The 18,643-nt window shown below is 40.6% G+C and carries 17 protein-coding genes; 7 read left to right on the top strand and 10 right to left on the bottom strand.

From position 1 onward, the window contains the following. Positions 1-194 precede the first annotated feature (194 nt). Positions 195-1,238 carry an NAD(P)H-dependent flavin oxidoreductase gene (locus EAH57_RS07425; RefSeq protein WP_121929507.1) on the top strand — a complete coding sequence of 348 codons (1,044 nt, stop codon included), beginning with the start codon at positions 195-197 and terminating at the stop codon, positions 1,236-1,238. A gap of 48 nt (positions 1,239-1,286) precedes the next feature. Here the strand turns inward: EAH57_RS07425 and ppk1 are convergent, their stop codons facing one another. Together ppk1 and mtgA are read right to left on the bottom strand one after the other, a co-directional pair. After that, positions 1,287-3,365 carry a polyphosphate kinase 1 gene (gene ppk1 / locus EAH57_RS07420; RefSeq protein WP_121929506.1) on the bottom strand — a complete coding sequence of 693 codons (2,079 nt, stop codon included), beginning with the start codon at positions 3,363-3,365 and terminating at the stop codon, positions 1,287-1,289. 111 nt (positions 3,366-3,476) lie between these two features. Continuing rightward, complete coding sequence (gene mtgA, locus EAH57_RS07415; RefSeq protein WP_121929505.1) at positions 3,477-4,151, bottom strand: monofunctional biosynthetic peptidoglycan transglycosylase; 675 nt, start codon at positions 4,149-4,151, stop codon at positions 3,477-3,479. A gap of 94 nt (positions 4,152-4,245) precedes the next feature. Here mtgA and EAH57_RS07410 point away from each other — a divergent pair, with 94 nt between their 5' ends. Then, complete coding sequence (locus tag EAH57_RS07410; RefSeq protein ID WP_121929504.1) at positions 4,246-5,049, top strand: rhomboid family intramembrane serine protease; 804 nt, start codon at positions 4,246-4,248, stop codon at positions 5,047-5,049. 74 nt (positions 5,050-5,123) lie between these two features. Here EAH57_RS07410 and EAH57_RS07405 read toward each other — a convergent pair whose 3' ends face one another. Both EAH57_RS07405 and EAH57_RS07400 read right to left on the bottom strand, forming a co-directional pair. Next, positions 5,124-7,610, bottom strand: coding sequence for an ABC transporter permease (locus EAH57_RS07405; protein WP_121929503.1), 2,487 nt, complete (start codon positions 7,608-7,610; stop codon positions 5,124-5,126). Further along, positions 7,607-8,326, bottom strand: coding sequence for an ABC transporter ATP-binding protein (locus EAH57_RS07400; protein ID WP_121929502.1), 720 nt, complete (start codon positions 8,324-8,326; stop codon positions 7,607-7,609). Before EAH57_RS07400 ends, EAH57_RS07405 begins: the two co-directional genes overlap by 4 nt. A 37-nt stretch (positions 8,327-8,363) precedes the next feature. Here EAH57_RS07400 and EAH57_RS07395 point away from each other — a divergent pair, with 37 nt between their 5' ends. Next, positions 8,364-8,993 (top strand): arylesterase, encoded by a 630-nt coding sequence (locus EAH57_RS07395; RefSeq protein ID WP_004670363.1) that lies wholly within the window; start codon positions 8,364-8,366, stop codon positions 8,991-8,993. Between the two features lie 21 nt (positions 8,994-9,014). Here the strand turns inward: EAH57_RS07395 and aac(6')-I are convergent, their stop codons facing one another. Together aac(6')-I and EAH57_RS07385 are read right to left on the bottom strand one after the other, a co-directional pair. Further along, positions 9,015-9,452 (bottom strand): AAC(6')-Ighjkrstuvwx family aminoglycoside N-acetyltransferase, encoded by a 438-nt coding sequence (gene aac(6')-I / locus EAH57_RS07390; RefSeq protein WP_121929501.1) that lies wholly within the window; start codon positions 9,450-9,452, stop codon positions 9,015-9,017. Positions 9,453-9,540: 88 nt separating this feature from the next. Next, entirely contained in the window at positions 9,541-10,155 is a 615-nt protein-coding gene (locus tag EAH57_RS07385) for a carbonic anhydrase (RefSeq protein ID WP_121929500.1), read from the bottom strand. Between the two features lie 237 nt (positions 10,156-10,392). On the opposite strand from EAH57_RS07385, the gene EAH57_RS07380 reads away from it, so the two are divergent. After that, positions 10,393-11,403 carry an alpha/beta fold hydrolase gene (locus tag EAH57_RS07380; protein ID WP_004670358.1) on the top strand — a complete coding sequence of 337 codons (1,011 nt, stop codon included), beginning with the start codon at positions 10,393-10,395 and terminating at the stop codon, positions 11,401-11,403. A 25-nt stretch (positions 11,404-11,428) separates the two neighbouring features. Continuing rightward, positions 11,429-12,439, top strand: a complete 1,011-nt coding sequence (locus EAH57_RS07375; RefSeq protein ID WP_121929499.1) for a hypothetical protein — start codon at positions 11,429-11,431, stop codon at positions 12,437-12,439. Positions 12,440-12,465: 26 nt separating this feature from the next. On the opposite strand, the gene EAH57_RS07370 is transcribed toward EAH57_RS07375, so the two are convergent. After that, positions 12,466-14,478, bottom strand: a complete 2,013-nt coding sequence (locus EAH57_RS07370; protein ID WP_121929498.1) for a ligand-gated channel protein — start codon at positions 14,476-14,478, stop codon at positions 12,466-12,468. Between the two features lie 226 nt (positions 14,479-14,704). Next, a complete protein-coding gene (nfuA, locus tag EAH57_RS07365; protein WP_004670351.1) occupies positions 14,705-15,343 on the bottom strand; it encodes a Fe-S biogenesis protein NfuA in 639 nt (212 codons plus the stop codon). 154 nt (positions 15,344-15,497) lie between these two features. On the opposite strand from nfuA, the gene EAH57_RS07360 reads away from it, so the two are divergent. Together EAH57_RS07360 and EAH57_RS16125 are read left to right on the top strand one after the other, a co-directional pair. Then, a complete protein-coding gene (locus EAH57_RS07360) occupies positions 15,498-16,115 on the top strand; it encodes a rhomboid family intramembrane serine protease (RefSeq protein WP_121929497.1) in 618 nt (205 codons plus the stop codon). Positions 16,116-16,331: 216 nt separating this feature from the next. After that, a complete protein-coding gene (locus EAH57_RS16125; RefSeq protein ID WP_121929496.1) occupies positions 16,332-16,511 on the top strand; it encodes a hypothetical protein in 180 nt (59 codons plus the stop codon). 20 nt (positions 16,512-16,531) lie between these two features. Here the strand turns inward: EAH57_RS16125 and epmA are convergent, their stop codons facing one another. After that, positions 16,532-17,515, bottom strand: a complete 984-nt coding sequence (epmA, locus tag EAH57_RS07350; protein ID WP_121929495.1) for an EF-P lysine aminoacylase EpmA — start codon at positions 17,513-17,515, stop codon at positions 16,532-16,534. Then, positions 17,512-18,579 carry a 4-phosphoerythronate dehydrogenase gene (locus tag EAH57_RS07345; protein ID WP_121929494.1) on the bottom strand — a complete coding sequence of 356 codons (1,068 nt, stop codon included), beginning with the start codon at positions 18,577-18,579 and terminating at the stop codon, positions 17,512-17,514. Before EAH57_RS07345 ends, epmA begins: the two co-directional genes overlap by 4 nt. Positions 18,580-18,643 lie beyond the last annotated feature (64 nt).

The following is an 18,643-nucleotide window of genomic DNA, read 5'->3' as shown; positions in this document are numbered from 1 at the left end:
TCATCGCTGGACTCTTTAAAGGCTTATTGATGCTTGCTTACCAATAATCTCTTTTCTGGGTGTTTGACCGATCATTGGTCAAACACCTGTGTATTTTCCTATAAGCTTTGCATTCCTCAACTAAATAACCATTATTATTTGCTATTTTTTTAAAATCTAAGCTATGTTGATTTAAAAGCAATTAGGAAAATGACATGTCAATTTTAGAATTATTAGAAATAAAACATCCTATTTTTCTAGCTCCTATGGCTGGTGTTTCTACACCAACACTCGCGGCAGAAGTTTCCAATCAGGGTGCTCTCGGTTCATTAGGCCTCGGTGCAAATACCCCTGAATCAGCCAAAGCGCAAATTTTAAAAACGCAAGAACTGACGGACCTCCCATTTCAAGTCAACTTTTTTTGCCATCAACCAGAACCACTCAATGCTGAAATTGCGAAGCAATGGATTGAATATTTACAGCCTGAATTTGCTAAATTTGATGCAACGCCTCCCACACAATTGAATTGCATCTATCCGAGTTTTTTAGAAAATGATGATTTCCTCAATGTCGTTTTAGAAACCAAACCCAAAGCCGTCAGTTTTCATTTCGGAATTCCTCATCCGCATCAAATTCAAGCACTCAAACAGGCTGGAATTATCACTATGGTTTCAGCCACTAACCTGATTGAGGCACAGGAAATCGAAGCCGCAGGCATTGATATTATTATTGCACAAGGCATTGAGGCAGGTGGACATCGCGGTATTTTCAATCAATATGTTGATGCTGCAATCAAAACCAGTGATCTTGTTCAACTGCTCACCCAACATTGTACCTGCCCTGTGGTCGCAGCAGGTGGCATCATGAATGGAGATCAAGCAAAAACCATGTTTAAACTGGGTGCCTCGGCTGTACAACTCGGTACCGCATTTGTGCAATGTAAAAGCTCCAGTGCCAACGCAGCTTATCGCAAAGCATTATTTAGTCAAAAAATCACCCAAATCAGTGCCAGTTTATCAGGACGACCTGCGCGTGGTTTGCTCGGAACATGGCATACCCAAATTGATAGCCCGCATCGTCCCACTGTACCGGCATACCCATATAGCTATGATTTAGCCAAACAACTGATGGGGATTGCTAACCAACACGATGATTTTAGCTATGGTGCATTTTGGGCGGGAAGCAATGTGGCTCAAATTCGAGAATTAGAAGCTGCCGATTTAGTCAATCAACTGATTGTAGAAATCACAACACGGTAAAAAATTAATAAAAAAATCGACCTATACAGGTCGATTTTTTATTGCTGTCTACTTAAACAGTTCTAATAACGTTCTTTGCGCGTTATAAGGTGCTTCGCCCTCTGCTGGAGTCGCACGTTGCCACGTCCCATCCGCTTGCAATAACCACGCTTGTTGATTGTCTTTGAGATAATTCAATAAGCCTTGCTGATAAATCCGTTTTTTCAAAGCAGGCTCCTCAATAGGGAAACAAGCTTCTACACGATTAAATAAGTTGCGATCCATCCAGTCGGCACTCGAACAATAAATTCGTGGATTACCATTATTGCTAAAATAATAGACACGAGTATGTTCCAAAAAGCGTCCTACGATCGAGCGCACACGAATATTTTCGGATAAATTTGGCAAACCTGGGCGCAAACAGCAAATTGAACGGATGATTAAATCAATTTGTACGCCAGCCTGCGAGGCTTCATACAATTTATTAATGAGATGCACTTCAGTTAAGGCGTTCACTTTAATAATAATTTGTGCAGGTTTACCCGCTTTCACATTGGCAATTTCATCATCGATAAAGTTAATCAAATGTGCATGTAAGGTAAATGGCGCGTGCAATAACTTTTTCAGTTTTGCCATCTTGCCCATACCGGTCAACTCTTGGAACACGCGATGTACGTCTTCGCAGAGTTCTTTGTCGGTAGTCATGAGCCCATAATCGGTATAGATTCGAGCATTACCTGCATGATAGTTACCTGTGCCCAAATGCACATAACGAACCAATTTGTTATTTTCTCGGCGTACCACCAAGATCATCTTGGCATGGGTTTTATAACCCACGATACCATACACCACCACAGCGCCCGCTTCTTGCAGCACATTGGCGACTTCGATATTGGATTCTTCATCAAAGCGCGCACGTAATTCAATGACCGCAGTCACTTCTTTGCCATTACGGGCAGCTTCGGCAAGTACCTGTACAATTTCCGAGTCTGCACCACTGCGATACAAGGTTTGCTTAATCGCTAACACCTGTGGATCACGCGCCGCTTCACGTAATAACTGAATCACAGGCGCAAACGACTCAAACGGATGGTGTAATAAAATCTCTTGTTTTTGCATCGCCGCAAAGATGCTTTCTGACTTCTTAAATACTCTTGGTAAAACTGGCGTATGCGAGTCATAGCGCAAATGCGGACGTTTAAAGTTTGACAATAAACGCGCCAAATTGACTGGGCCATCAACTTTATACAGTTGCTCCTCTCCCAACTCAAACTCAGCCAACAAATAGTCATAAATATGCTTTGGACAATTCTGTGTAACTTCCAAACGTACCGCACGCCCAAAACGACGCGAACTCAACTCACCTTTCAAGGCTTTGGCCAAATCTTCAACATCTTCATTCAAAGCCAAGTCGGCGTTACGCGTGACTCGAAATTGATAACATCCTGTTGCCGTCATGCCTGGGAACAAGTCGGATACATGCTCATGGATAATGGCAGACAGCATCACATGATGCTCTTTCCCATCGGTGAGATCATCAGGTAAACGTACGACACGCGGTAAAGAGCGTGGTGCTGGAACAACAGCCAAATCAATTTGACGACCAAAGGCATCTTTACCTTCTAATGTCACAACAAAGTTGAGGCTTTTGTTCACCAAACGTGGAAATGGATGTGCTGGATCAAGACTAATCGGTGTTAAAACAGGTGCAACTTGTTCTTGGAAATATTTTTTAATCCAAGCAGATTGCGCAGGTGTTAATTCACCACGACGTAAGAAGCAAATATCTTCTTCACGTAACTTCGGCAAAATTTCCTCATTGAGAATACGATATTGATGTTCAATCGCGGCATGTGCTGTGATGGAGATTTGCTCCAAAACCTGCTTAGGGGTAAAACCATCAGGCGTACGGCTTTCATTGCCTAGAGTCAATTGCTCCATCACGCCTGCTACGCGAATTTCAAAAAACTCATCTAAGTTACGTGAAAAAATCAGCAGGAAATTCATCCGTTCCAATAAAGGATGAAGTGGATCAACCGCCTGTTCAAGCACACGTAAATGGAAATCAAGAATGGAAAGTTCTCGATTAATATAACGATCGTTGTAGCTGTATTCTATTGGCGCTGTTGTCGTCACTGCAGTATTCATACTGAACCTTGTGCATTATCATTCATCAAGTGATAATTTAAGTATGCTGCAAAATTATGTCAATTTGGTAAAAAAGCCCAAAAATATTGGGCTTTTTCGCATTTAAATTATTTACTGTGGTTTTTGTGTGCCATTCATATATTTCAAAATCACACGTTTACGGTATTGCAGCTTTCGATCATTGCGATTGTCTTGGTAATATTTAGGATTAGGTAGCAATGCAGCGAGAAAGGCCGCTTGCTCACGGGTTAAGCTTTTTGAACTTTTACCATAATAAAATTGCGCTGCAGCCTCTACGCCATAAATGTTCTGTCCGAATTCAACTGAGTTCATATACACTTCTAAAATTCGACGTTTTGACCATACCCGTTCCATCATCCATGTCGCGACTGCTTCTTGCCCCTTACGAATAAATGAGCGTTTGTTATACAGAAATAAGTTTTTCGCTAATTGTTGTGAAATAGTCGAACCACCAGCCACCACCTCACCCTTTTTATTATTTCGTTCTAAGGCATGTTGAATACCTGCCCAGTCAAAACCATGATGATGAATAAATTTTGCATCTTCCCCAGCTAAAACAGCATGTTTGAAGTTATCACTAATCTGATCATAATCACGCCAGTCGTGCTGAATCGGTTTCAAGTCAGACCAATAGTCTAAACGCATGAACATGGTTGTGTTGACAGGCTGGGTTCGCCACCACACCAAACTACTAAAAATCCAAAGCTGAATGAGTAAAATCACGCCGATGATCAGCATCACAATACGGGCTAAAAAAGCTTTCATTAAAGTGCATCACTCCTTCTGCATTTGTCTGTGAAATATCAACAGACATTGATTCATGCTAAGCTATTTTTTATTTCAATGACTCGCCAAGCATATGACTGAAACAACTCCACCACAAATCAATCAAAAATTACAGATGCAAACATGGTGGTTTACCGCGCTATTGATCGCCGTCAATGTCGGATTATTTAGTTGGCAAATTCTCACAGGTGTGAATATTACCGACCCTTCACCTGTTGATGCAATTGCTTGGGGTGCGGATTTCACACCTCTTACGTTTTTGGGTCAGCCCGAACGACTACTCAGCAGCATGTTTTTTCATTTCGGTATGATTCACTTGATGCTGAATATGTGGGCATTATACATTTTTGGTAGTATTGCCGAACAACTGTTTGGTCGGACTTATTATATTGCTCTGTATTTTCTAGCAGGGTTAATGGGCAGTGTGCTTTCCAGCTATCTGAGTATTTTAGATGCCTATCAATTATTACAACACTTTGATGTAAAGCTATTACCGAAAATCAGTGCAGGTGCATCAGGCGCAGTCATGGGCTTAGGTGCTGCACTGACGGTTATCTCGCTATTTCCAACTTTGCCACGACAACGTTTTTTGTTAGATAAAAAATCCCTACTCTTGATTATGGGCATCAACCTCGTATTTGGTTTTACCGTTTCAGGCATCAATAATGCTGCACATATTGGCGGTATGATCATGGGGGCTTTACTCGCAGGCGCTTGGTATTTCAGTCAAAAAGTTGTGAAAACCAATTTCATCCAAATCACAGCGATCTTCATTGCGACGTTATTACTCGCAGCATTCTATTTTTACTGTACCCAGTTAAGCACTGAACTTCATCCATTGTGGTATGAGATTTTGATGCAGAATCAATTGAAGTAATTAACCTTTTAGTTTCGGGCGGCATCCATGTCGCCCCACGTTAACAAATGATGATTAGACTCATATTTAAAAGATCAAGACTGATTCATTTCCCTCAAGCTCTGCAATGGTGGAATATCACATAAATAGCTGAGACGATAACGACCAATCAAAGTACAAATCAACATCATCGTTAACGGTAAAATCAACCAGATTTCTGGATGCCATTGCACGGCCATTTGCATCTTGTGACTGGCAATCGCACTGATCACCTCAGCAAACAGACATGCCACTATCCCTGCCAATAATCCAATAAAACCGATTTCCAAACTTAGCATCCGTTTTAATTTATTTTTGGCGATACCAAAAGAACGTAATAATGCCACCTCTTTACGGCGCTCATCCATCAACACATTCAAACAGGCGATCAACACCAAAATGCCTGATAACCCGACCAGCATTGCCAGTACAGTCACGATCTGAACTAACACATTCATTAAACGCTTCACTTCATCCAAAATCCGCCCTACATCAATAAATACCGTATTGGAGAATTGTTGAATCAGTTGCACCATTTTTGCTTGTTCAGCAGGCGGCACATAAAAGCTTCCCAAGTAACTGCCTGCATTTTCATCCATCGTTTCTGGAGAAAAAATAAAGAAGAAGTTTGGACTAAAGCTTTCCCATTCCACTGCACGTAAATTAATCACCGTCGCTTGTAAAGCTCCCTCCGGCAGACTAAAACTGAGTTGATCACCGATATGAATATCAAGCTCATTGGCTAACTTTTCTTCCACCGAAACTTGAGCAACTTGACTAAATTCTTTCGCCCCTTTTGTAATGACATTGTCAGTCGGAAAATGTGTTGATTGAGTCAAGTTTAGTTCACGGCGCAACGAATTATTTTGCTGAATCAATTCAGGTGCAAATGCTTCACCATTCTTCGCAATCAAGCGACCTCGAATATTCGGATAGAGCGGCGTTGATTGCCACTGATTTTGTTCAAGTTGTTGCTTGAGCTCTGGCATATCAAAAGGAGGCAACCCATAGACAAATTGGTTAGGTGTTCCCTCTGGTAGCTGTTGCTGCCAACGTTCAAGTAGATCGGTTCTTAAAACACTCAGTACCGTAATCAAACTCAAACCTAAAGCCAAGGCCGTAATCTGTAATGCAGTTTGATGCGGGATGCGAACATAAGCTGATAATGGGTGTTTCAGTTGTTTAATCGCTTTTAGTAACAGCCAAATCACGGCATAGAGTACAGCACAAAGTACTAAAATCGCGCTCAACACCAACAAACTTAACTGGATGTTGTCACTCAATACCAAACTAAAAACGACTAGACTGGCAACCCCAACAGCAAACATCGCAATATGAGATTTTCGCGAGCGCACTTGTTGGCGTATGACTCGAATGGGTGGTGTATTTAGTAACTCCCAAATACTCGGCAAGATAAAACCAATCAACACCATGACACTGGTAAAAATCGCAATCGGCAATGCCATGAGTAAATCACTCATTGCAAAGCTCAGTTGTAATTGGGGAATCAGCTGTAACATCAATTGCAATAGACCATAGCCCAAAGCGATCCCCATCAAACTTCCAATCACGATCGACAACGCACTGACGATACCAAGCAATAGCATATACCCAACTAGAATTTGGCTTTTACTTGCGCCCAAACAGCGCATCAAAGCAATGTGATCTTGGTTTTGTTGTACATAACGTTGACTGGTCAGAGCAATTGCAATACCACAAAGTAGAATCGTCAATAAATTGGCGAGCTGTAGAAAAGTATCCAGATTTTCAATTGGTTTCATCAGTCGAGTATTGGATTGGCTGGCATCGCGTAGTTTTAACGTTGTTTGTTCAGTATTTTCAATCTGTTGATCAACTGCCTGATCTAGAGGCTGTTCATGACTGGTGTCTTGTTTAAATATCTGTTGAAAGGCATTCACTTGTTCAGGCAAACCTGCCATTAACAACCGATATTCAATACGGCTGCCAATTTGAACGGCATTGGTTTTTGCAATATCTGCACGATGAATAATCACCGTGGGCGAAAAACCAGAAAAACCAAGTTCTTGATTTGAATCATGCTCAATCACGCCTGTAACCGTAAATTCACCATCCGCAATGGCAACCTGATCACCCAACTCGACATGCAATAAATCCATTGCTCTTGGACTTAACCAGACTTGCCCAGGTTGAATGGATTTAGCTTGAGGTGAAATCTCTAGTTTCCCACGTAAGGGAAAGCTGTCATCTACGGCTTTGACATTGACCATCACAAACTGATCTTGGGTATGTGCCATTGATCCAAATATGGTCACAAAGGCCTGTTGCAAGTTGAGTTTTTCGGCGTGTTGCAGCCAGTTAGACTGAATCGGTTCTTGATCTGATAGAACTAGATCTGCACCGAGCATTTCCGCTGCTTGCAAGGTCACGGCATTTTGGACTTGAGTATTGCTAAATTTTAAAGCTGTGGTTGCGCTAATCGCGAGGGAGAGTGCAATAATCAATAAATACAATCCACCTGTACGAAAACTTTGTAGCAGTAAGGGTTTTACAATCGAATTCATACCCTTTCCTCGGCGCTCTCATCTTCAACTTTGATGATTTCTTGAATTTGACCATCCACAAGTCTGACATGACGTTGACATAATGCAGCTAAATTTTGATCATGTGTCACCAGCACTAGAGTCGTGCCTAGCTCTTTATTTAAATCAAATAAAAGTTGCTCAATCTCTTCTGCCGTTTGCCCATCCAAATTTCCTGTCGGTTCATCTGCGAAAATAATTTTGGGTTCAGCAATCAATGCACGGGCGATGGCCACGCGTTGTTGTTCACCACCAGACAAAACTTTGGGCGTTTGCTGTGCCTGACGAATCAAGCCCACACGCTCTAACCAAGCCAATGCTTTTTGTTCTGCGTGTTTAAAATTAAAATCTGGTTGTAAACGTAATGGCAGCATGACATTTTCTAAAGCACTGAGCTGGGGTAGAAGCTGAAAAGACTGAAAAACAAAACCAATATTTTCTAATCGAACCTGCGCACGTTGCTCTTCAGTTAAAGCATGTACCGCTTGTTCACAGACCCATAACTCTCCCAAACTTGGTCGATCTAACGTGGCTAAAATCCCCAAGAGCGTGGATTTTCCTGAACCTGACCGACCTGTAATCGCAATTTGCTCTCCCTGATAAATATCTAAATCAATCTCTTTTAAAATGGTTAGAGTTTGCTGATTAATTTGAATATTTTGTGTAACTTTTCGGGCAGAAATAATCGGTTGTGGCATGATGTTAGGTATCCTGTAGAACAAATTTTTAACGGTTATGCAAACACCTAAAGTGATCTTATCTATGTCTAAACTGCTTGCCACACTACTGATATGTTTATTACCAACACTGGTTTCGGCAAAGACGATTTTGATATTGGGTGATAGCCTGAGTGCAGGTTATGGTATTGATGCCAAACAAGGTTGGGTTCACTTATTACAACAACGTTTAGACCAACAGTATCCGAAACAGCACAAGGTGGTCAATGCAAGTGTCAGTGGAGAAACCACCAGTGGCGCGCTGGCAAGATTACCGAAACTATTGCAGACCTATAAACCTGAAGTTGTGGTCATTGAACTAGGCGGAAATGATGGATTACGTGGGCAACCACCACAAATGATTCAAAAAAATTTAGCTCAGTTGGTACAACTCAGTCAGAAACAAAAAGCCAATGTTTTACTGTTTGGTATGAAAATACCACCAAATTATGGAACGGCATATAGCACCGCTTTTGAAAATAATTATAAAGTTGTAAGCCAGCAATATCGCATTAAGTTACTGCCCTTCTTTTTAGAAGGTGTCGCAGGTAATAAAAGTTTAATGCAAAATGATCAGGTTCACCCAAATGCCAAAGCACAATCGATTATGCTTAACTTAGCTTATCCGTATATTCGAGGGGCGCTGTAAAACGTTGTGCCCCAAGTTGGATTAATCTATTTTTTTACTAAAATAAACAACTCTTTCAGTTTCTTGAAAACCCAATGCACGATGCATTGCATGACTGATGACATTGTCCGATGCCGCATCAGATGCAAACTCAGTACAAGAAAATTGTTTTGCCCACGCCTCAACCTGACGAACAAGTAAAGTTGCTACACCTAAGCGACGATATTCTGGAAGTACATAAATGCCTTCTAGAAATGCTACGGGAGAAGTCTCTGTCCCGTTTACATATTCATACCGAATAGATGCTTCTAGCATCGCAACCGCGTGATCATCCGAATAGGCTAATAATTGTAATGCATGCTTTTCAGCCAATAACTGATGCATCTCTTGCAAATGTGATTCTTCAAGATCATTCCAAAGCTTTATTCTTAGTTTTAACCAATCTTTGAGTGAAGCTTCTGATGCTGGTTTAATATTCATAACATCACCACCACTGCTTTGATGAACAGCGTGAAAAACGACCTAAATAGAAAAATGGCTAACTTGATAGTTAGCCATTTATATTATTTTAAAAATCAAAGAACGTCACTTCACCCGTTTCAAGCGAATACTCTGCCCCAACAACGATCATCTTGCCTTTCTCAATTAAACTTTCCAGCACACTTGAACCATGACGCAACTGATTCACTGATGCGAAAACATTAGAACGAACTGCATGGGCAGATAACTTTTTCAAATCATCTTTTAATTCAGTTTGCATCAAAATTTCTACCGAAGGACGTACACGATTCACAATCGACATCAGATTTGATGATGGCGGTTGATCTGGATTCTTTAGCGTATCAATTGTTGCTTGGATCGCACCACAATGACTATGCCCTAAAACAACAACCACTGCACAATCATATCGTTCAGCAGCAAACTCGACGCTGCCCACTTGCGAGGGTGCAACAATATTGCCTGCTACACGTATTACAAATAAATCACCTAAGCCCTGATCAAACACCATTTCAGCAGGTACACGCGAATCTGAACAACCTAAAATAATCGCAAAGGGGTTTTGTTCCCCAGCCAATGCGGCGCGTTCTTGGTGAGTCAGATGATTTTGTGAGGTGGCTTCTCCTTTCACAAAGCGAGCATTACCAACTTTTAAACGTTCTAAAGCTTCTTTCGCGGTGAGCATGCGTACAATCCATCTATGATTAACATGAGCAAAGAGTTTAATCTGCGCAAGGTTGAAAGTCACTGACCAAAATAGAAACTCATCGAACAAAGGACACGCCTTTGATCATAAAAATGACCGATAAATGATGATTTCATTGGCAAGAATTTCCATACATCTGTAGATTATGCAAATGACTCTCCGAGTAACATCCTCAATAATCAATTGATTTAAGAATAGATCAAGGACTGAGCAAAGATGAATACCCTATTTTCGGTGCCATTGCGTAAGACATTCACTGCCGCCTTACTGGCTTGCAGCCTATCAGCAGTTGCAATAAGCACAACACAAGCTGCTGAAATTGAGATGAGTTTTCAAAATTTATTACAACAAGAACGAGCATGGGCTGGCCTACAAAGCAAAACATTAAAAGTAGGCGATATCACATGGTCTTATAGCGAAGGTGGTCAAGCTGGGAAACCAATCATCGTTTTAATTCATGGTTTAGCAGGCAGTCGAGACAACTGGAATCGAGTTGCACAGGCGTTGACCGCAAACTATCACGTCATTATTCCAGACCTACCTGCCAGTGGTGAAACCCAAGTTCCGAAAGAATTTGATTATTCAGTTCCGAATGTCACCGAAAAATTACGCCGTTTTATTGAAGCAGCGAACCTCACAGGTCCAGCACATATCGCTGGTCATTCATTGGGTGGTTCTGTCGCTATGCTCTACGCAGGTCAATATTCATTTGAGACCAAGAGCTTATTCTTAGTCAATGCAGCTGGTGTATATCGCACAGCAACAACACCTTATTTAAAAGATCCAAATCAAATTAGAAATATGGTGGTGAGTAAAAAAGGTGATTTTAACTTCCTCATGCAACAAGCCATGTATGCTCCGCCTTTTATTCCAAAAGAAATTGCGCAAGCCCAAGAGCAAATGATGATTGGGCAAGTCGAGCAAACCAAGAAAATGATTGAACAGGTAATTGCGCTGAATAAATTGTATACGCCTGATTCATTTGCTTTGTTAACCAGAGCGATCGATGCACCCACCCTAATTTTGTGGGGAAAACAAGACAAGATTATCAATGTAGAAGTTGCATCTGAACTCAAATCACTATTGAAAAATGCCCAACCTCCTGTGATTTTGGATAAAGTCGGTCACATGCCGATATTAGAAGCAGATCAATTGGTGGTGCAGCAATATTTGCCTTTCTTGAACAAGATTCAAACAGCAAAACCTGCAACTGCCCCGTCGCCATAAATTTAAATAAGTGATTTGAAATTTTATGTCTAAACATCCAATGATAGAACAACTGATCGATGCGCAACTTGATTTCCTTGATCAGGAGTTTGCACAAATAGAAACGATTCAACATGAGTTTAAACAGTTCTATCATTGGTTAGGTTTACAACAACTCCAGCATATTTGGTCCTTTCCGCAGATTTTTGAACTGCTTGAAAAACAAATTTTAGCAACTCCTGCAAGCTCATTTTTAGTTGAGCAAATTACTGAGCACATCCGTTTCGCGCTCATCCATCCACTCAATAATCAAACAACCATCGAAGAAGTTATTCCTGTATTAACCATCGATTCGATTGCACAATACGTTGCTAGTAAAAGTGGTCATCGCCAACGTCTGATTAGAACCATAGTCAATAATCCTGCTTTTTCTGCACTGATTACGCAACTGATCCAACACTCGATTCAAGACTATTTAGATAATTCAGTGATGTCTAAACGTGTTCCAGGTGTCGGGCATTTTATGAAAATGGGCAAGTCGGTTTTGGAAACAGTGACGGACTCTAATCTCAATGAAACCATTGCTCACTATTTGCAGAAAAATATTTTAAAAATCAGCCAAATGAGCGAGCGCGTTTTAAATCAACATTTTAACGATGATAAGCTCTATCACTTTCAGGCCAATCTTTGGCATAAAATTAAAGTCATGCCTTTATCGGTATTGCGGAACTATGTCGAAGTACAGGATTTACCTAAAACGGTCGGCATGGGACATGATATTTGGGAGCATATTCGTCAAACAGATTATTTAAAACAACAAGTTCATGATGGTGTTTATGCATGGTATGCACGAAACCAAGAACGGACTTTTGATCTATTATTACGTGATCTAAATATTGACGAAAATTTAATTGAAAATGAATTAAGCAACTTATTAGCGCCTATCTTAGGACAAGTCATTCAAACGGGTTATTTGAGACAACGTGCTCGTGCTTATTTAGAAAAATTTTATTATTCAGAACATGTGACTGAAATATTCAAAAAACAAGGCGCTTAATGCGCCTTATTTGCGCCATATCGAACTTAGAAGCTATACGTCACACCAAGATTGTAACGGCGACCATCGAGTACATAATTATAAGTCTCTGTATCAATCTCTTTATCAAACAGATTGTAAACACCCGCCGCAAAGGCGATATTTTGTGTTGGTTTATAGTTCAATCCAACATCAACCATCGTATAGGCAGGTTTACCCTTTGCCATCTCAGTGCGACTTAAATAATCAGAGGTTTTGCTGCGGTAGTTGACTCGCCCCCAACTTGAGAACTGATCATTGATCTCCCAATCTGCGGTGGTATTGAACATATGTTTTGGCATTTCATTTAGCGGTTTGCCTTTATTTATCCCGCTTTTTTGTTCTGTATCGGTAAAGGTATAATTGGCACGTAAGTTCACATTCGGCAAAACTTGCCAACCAAAAGTCACTTCAGCACCACGCATATTGGCTTTATCCACATTTTCACGCAGACTGACAAAATCGAACTTCTCGCCCAACCAATCACAGCCACGTGACCCCGCATCTCCCTGACAGGTTCTTACTTCAGTAATTTTATCTTTAAATTCGCTGTTAAAAATTGTTAAACCTGCATTTAGATTATCGAGATTGTCCCAGTTAAATGAAACTTCATAGTTCACACTTTTCTCAGGTTTTAAATCAGGATTTCCGACAATAACGCCATTACTTTGGCCTCCACCTGTAGCTTGTCCCCATTCTGCAACAGTTGCACGCAGTGCTGGGGTTTTATAGCCCGTCGACACACCACCTTTAATCACCCAATTATCATTCAAGCCCCAAACCCCATAAACCTTTGGACTCCAATGATCACCAAACTTTTCGTCTTTATCCAAACGAATTGAACTGGTTAAAGTAAAATCATCAACTATATTCCATGCATTTTCAGCAAATAATGCCCAGCTATAACGATCAAGATGTGAAATAGGTTTTGCACCACCCACACTCAACTGGTTGCCTTTGTCATCTAATTCTTCTTTTAAATACATTCCACCAAAACTGAGGCTGTGACGATCAAAATTCACCTTATTGATTGTATTAAATGTGGTGTTGGTCGCTTCCATATTGCGTGATGGATTATCATTTTCTTCGCGCTGAATATAGGAATTTGTTTCTACAGCACCAATATGACCGCGATGCGTTAAGCTATATTCTGTACGGTAATAATTAGTGAGTGAATCAGTAGGATACTCACCACGTTTATTCGGCTTATTTTCAATCGTTTTACCCACAGTTGCATTACGCGCTTGAATAGAGCGTTGATATTCCAAATCAATAGTGTGATCATCATTCGGTGTTAAGCTAAATACCGCACCGCCTGCGCGCATTTTTTGTTTCTTATAACCACCATAAATATCATCTTCATCACGTTGGGAAAATAAACCATTGGCTTTAAATGATAAAAGATTGGCAATCAACGGCCCTGAAATATATGCATTTGACTGATATAAGTTACCTGAGTTTGAGTTCTCTTGTAGTGTGGTATCAAGTTTGATTGATCCCGTCCATTCCGTGGCATTTTTTTTGGTAATGATGTTAATTACACCCCCCATTGCATCTGAACCATACAATCCAGACATCGGACCACGAATCACTTCAATGCGTTCGATTGCACCAATATTCGGTAACCAACCTTGTTCAATCCCTGAGTTATCGCTATTTGGTCGAACTGAACGGGTATTTATTTTTTTCCCATCGACCATAATCACCGTATAAGCACTGCCCATACCACGAATACTAATATCGCTTGAGCTACCACCGCCAGTTACAACAACGCCTGGCACATCTTTTAGTGCATCTGTCACATCACGATATGCTTTTTTATTGATTTCTTCTTGTGTGAGAACGGAAATTGACGCGGCAGCCTTTTTAATGTCCTGCTCGAACCCGCTCGCAGTGACGACAATTGTGTCTAATTGCATCGCATCTTTCTTTGTTTGAGTTTCTGCTGCATATGCAAACGTCAACATACTACTTAAAACAGAGACTGCGAGTACCGACTGACGAGCTATTTTCTTGGACATATTCCCACCTAATTAAGATAAAACTTAAGTCTTGTTTAAAAATTCATGAAGAGTCTAACAAAAATTAAATAAAACTCAATACAAATGATAATTATTACTATTTATTAATTCATATTCTATAGTTATATGTGCAAGTTAAATAAAGAAAAAATAGTTTATTTTCACTAGAAATAAAAAAAAGCCCTTAAAAGGGCTTTCTTCATATACAGTAATTTTCAAGTTTTTATTATTTAAAATAAGCACCTTCTGCTTGCGTATGGTCGGTCTGATCCACCACACGTTTTAATTCGGGGATATGCTGTTGTAAAGTGGTTTCAACCCCCTGTTTCAAGGTCACATCAATCGCTGAACAACCTTGACAGCCACCACCAAATTTCAAGACAGCTGTAAGGCCGTGTTCAGGATCATCTTTAACCTCAACCAAACTACAATTACCGCCATGCCCTTCCAATCCTGGGTTAATTTCAGATTGTAAGATGTAGGTAATACGTTCCTCAATAGATGCATCTGGTCCTACACGCGGCACTTTTGAATTTGGTGCGCGGAAAGTCAATTGACCACCAAAACGATCTTTGTTGTAGTCAATCACCGCATCGACTAAATACGGAATTGATGGCGCATCTACATAAGCAGGAAAATCTGGATAATCCTGTTTGTAATCGGTTGGTGCAACTTCATCTGGTGCGCTGTAAGCCATACAGCACTCAGCACGTGGCGTACCCGGATGCTCTACAAAAACACGAACGCCAATTCCTGGAGTATTTTGCTTTTCTAATAAATCGCTCAAATACTCTTGTGCAGAGGGAGTAATTAAAAGGTTTGGAATTTGTTCTGCTGCGGCAGTGTTGGTGTTCTCAGTCGACATAACATTAATCCTCAAGCTGATGTCGTTATATTAACCGAAGATGGAGGGTAATTAAAAAAAATCAACCATTTTTGTAGGAATTCTATGCAAGATCATTGTTAATTCGCTTTTTAATGGCATTATTGCCTAGACACTGATCAAATTCGAAACGTTTATGTTACATCTACCCTTTAATCATACTGTGACGCTGATTATTATCACAGTGGCAATTTCTTTACTGGCATTCTCCAACTCACGTGTGATGAACCGTTTGATCTTTTGGCCTCCGGCAATGCAACGCGGACAATATGATCGTTTCATCTCTCATGGCTTCATTCATGCAGATGGTACACATTTACTTTTCAACATGATCACGCTGTTTTTCTTCGGCAATATCATTGAAAGTTTTTACCGTCAGTTTTTCTATGACATGGGCTTTGTGCTGTTTTATTTAGGTGGATTAATTTTTGCGATTTTACCGAGCTATTTGAAACATAAAAATGACACACATTGGGCCAGCCTTGGCGCATCTGGTGCTGTTTCTGCGGTCTTATTTGCCTATATTTTATTCCAGCCTTGGAACCTAATTTTTGTGTTCTTTATTCCTGTTCCAGCTATAATCTTTGCCATTTTATACGTGGCTTATAGCGTCTGGTCAGGCAAACGAGGTAACAGTAATATCAACCATAGTGCCCACTTATGGGGAGCAGCATACGGGATTGTGGTTACGATTATCTTAGAACCAAGAGTGGTTCCTCATTTCCTCAACCAGCTGACCAAATTACCCTTTTAAAAACATAAAAAACAAGCCTCTAACTGAGGCTTGTTTTTTTCAAATATAACAATTAAATCCGATCTGACTATATTATTATCATTTCTCTGATCAACTTCATTCGTGTCATCATCAGCTTGCTTTAATCAAACTATATGGCTGTATAAAAAATCAACTAGCAAAAAAGATGAGATAGCTTTAAAGTTTAAGAATACAAAATACACAGGACGTGCGGATATGAAAACAATGCTATTCAGCTTAAGCATTTTATTTTGCCTTAACCTCTCTGGATGTGCAGTTCATACCCCTCAGGGTAGCGTGGTGATTGACCCTGAAGGTTATGACTATGATCGCAGGTATCCTCATGGTAAAGGAAACTTCTGTCCCCCTGGCCAAGCTAAAAAAGGACGTTGTTAACGTTATCTATTGTTGTGCATCTAAGCGATTTCTGCTGGAAAGGCGATGACTTGATCAATTTTAACCTGATTCATCGCCACCATCAGTAAGCGGTCTATTCCCAAAGCAATCCCTGAACATTCAGGCATTTTTGGCAGTGCGGCTAATAAATACTGATCTGTAGGAATTACAGGCAAACCTTGTTCAGCACGTTGCTTATTATCTGCTTCAAAACGTGAAGCTAACACATCCGCATCCAACAATTCATCATAAGCATTTGCCAGCTCTAAGCCCTCTATATAGACCTCAAAACGTGCAGTAACCAGTTCACCATCTTGATCTGTTTTGACTTTTGCCAACGATGCCATTTCAGGTGGAAAATCTGTTAAAAATACAGGTGCATCAAAACCTAAGCTTGGCTCTACAAAATGCGAAAATAATAAATCCATATAGCCAAGACGATCATCGCCCAAATCAAGATTCAGTCCGACTCTGTTGGCAGTATCTTTCAATTGCTTTAACGTGGCTTGTAATGGATTGATCTCTAAACGATCCTGAAATGCATGTTTATAACTGAGAATAATAGGACGTATTTCCCCAAAACGATGTACCAAACAGCTTTCTAACAGGTCGGCTGTTTCATGCATTAAACCTTTTAAATCCAATGCAGGACGATACCATTCCAACATGGTAAATTCGCTGTTGTGCTTACGTCCATGTTCATCATCACGAAAAACTTTACAGATTTGATAAATCGGTCCACTACCACTCGCCAACAAACGTTTCATGGGAAATTCAGGAGAAGTTTGTAAGTATTGGGTGCTTAATTTTCCATGAATATGCCGCTGCACCTGAACCGATGCCAAATGTACATCAGTCACCCCCGCTTGGGACAAAATCGGGGTTTCGACTTCCATGACATCACGCTCAGCAAAGAACTGGCGAATCTTCTGATACATTGCAGCACGCGCTTTTAGTGCTTCAATGGAACAGGTCGGTTGATAAGTTTTCATATTATGACTCATGCTTTTGGTCCTCCGTGTGCGGCCCACTCGCGGCGCAATGGATAGTTTTTACGGAGTAAATCAAATGCTGACTGCTGTACCTTTCCATCTTGGACACACGCTCTGATTTGCGCATCATCTTCAGCAATATTATAAATTTGTGTGAGGTGCTGTTTGAGTACCGCTTTTAAATCCTGATGATCAAAGTATTGCTCAACGCTCGGTAACTGACTTTCAAATCGCTTCGATGCGGTGTAGCCGAATTTCTGGCAAAAAGCATCATAAATCATCTGTGTGCCTCTCGCCTTACCTTCCAGACTATAACCCGCAATATGTGGTGTCGCCAAAGCCAATAGATCCAATAAATCTTGAGGAATCTCAGGCTCAAATTCAAATACATCGAGCACCACTTGACGTTTGGTTTTCTCGATATCTGTCGTGAGTGCGGACTGATTAATCACGGGACCACGTGCACTGTTGATTAAGATCGCTGATGCTTTCATCGCAGAAAAGGCAGCGTCATCAAATAAATGCTGGGTTGGATATTCACCTGACTTTGTTAAAGGCACATGAAGTGAAATCGCATCTGCACGTTTCAAAAGTTCATTGAAAGAGACATTTTCAATACCATCAAGTTGTACATACGGATCGTAGCCGATCACTTGCCAACCCAGCAGTTGTGCCATCACTGCAAGTCTACTCCCGACGTTGCCTAAGCCCACAATCGCTAAAGTAAATTGATTGTCTTTTTCTAATAATTCGATGTTTAAATGTAATAAAGCAGTAATCACATATTCAGCAACTGCTTGGGCATTACAGCCTGCGGCGTTACTCCAACCAATATTGTGATGTTCTAAAGCTTTGATATCGAGATGATCCGTTCCAATGGTTGCACTACCAACAAATTGAATCTTAGTTTGATCAATCAAAGCCTGATCGACTTTAGTAACCGATCGTACCAATAATGCATCTGCATCTTGTACATCCTGATGCTTCAATGTACGCCCTGCTTTATGCTGTATTTCTGCAAATTCCGCAAAGAAATAATCGGTAAATGCCAAGTTTTCATCTGCGATAATTTTCATGCAGTGCGTCCCATAAATTAATCTGCATGTATTATCCTTAGCGCCAAGCAAATTGACAAATCAA

This window comes from Acinetobacter sp. 2JN-4, assembly GCF_003687745.1.
GTDB lineage: Bacteria > Pseudomonadota > Gammaproteobacteria > Pseudomonadales > Moraxellaceae > Acinetobacter > Acinetobacter halotolerans.
This window is presented reverse-complemented; position numbering and strand designations above follow the sequence as displayed.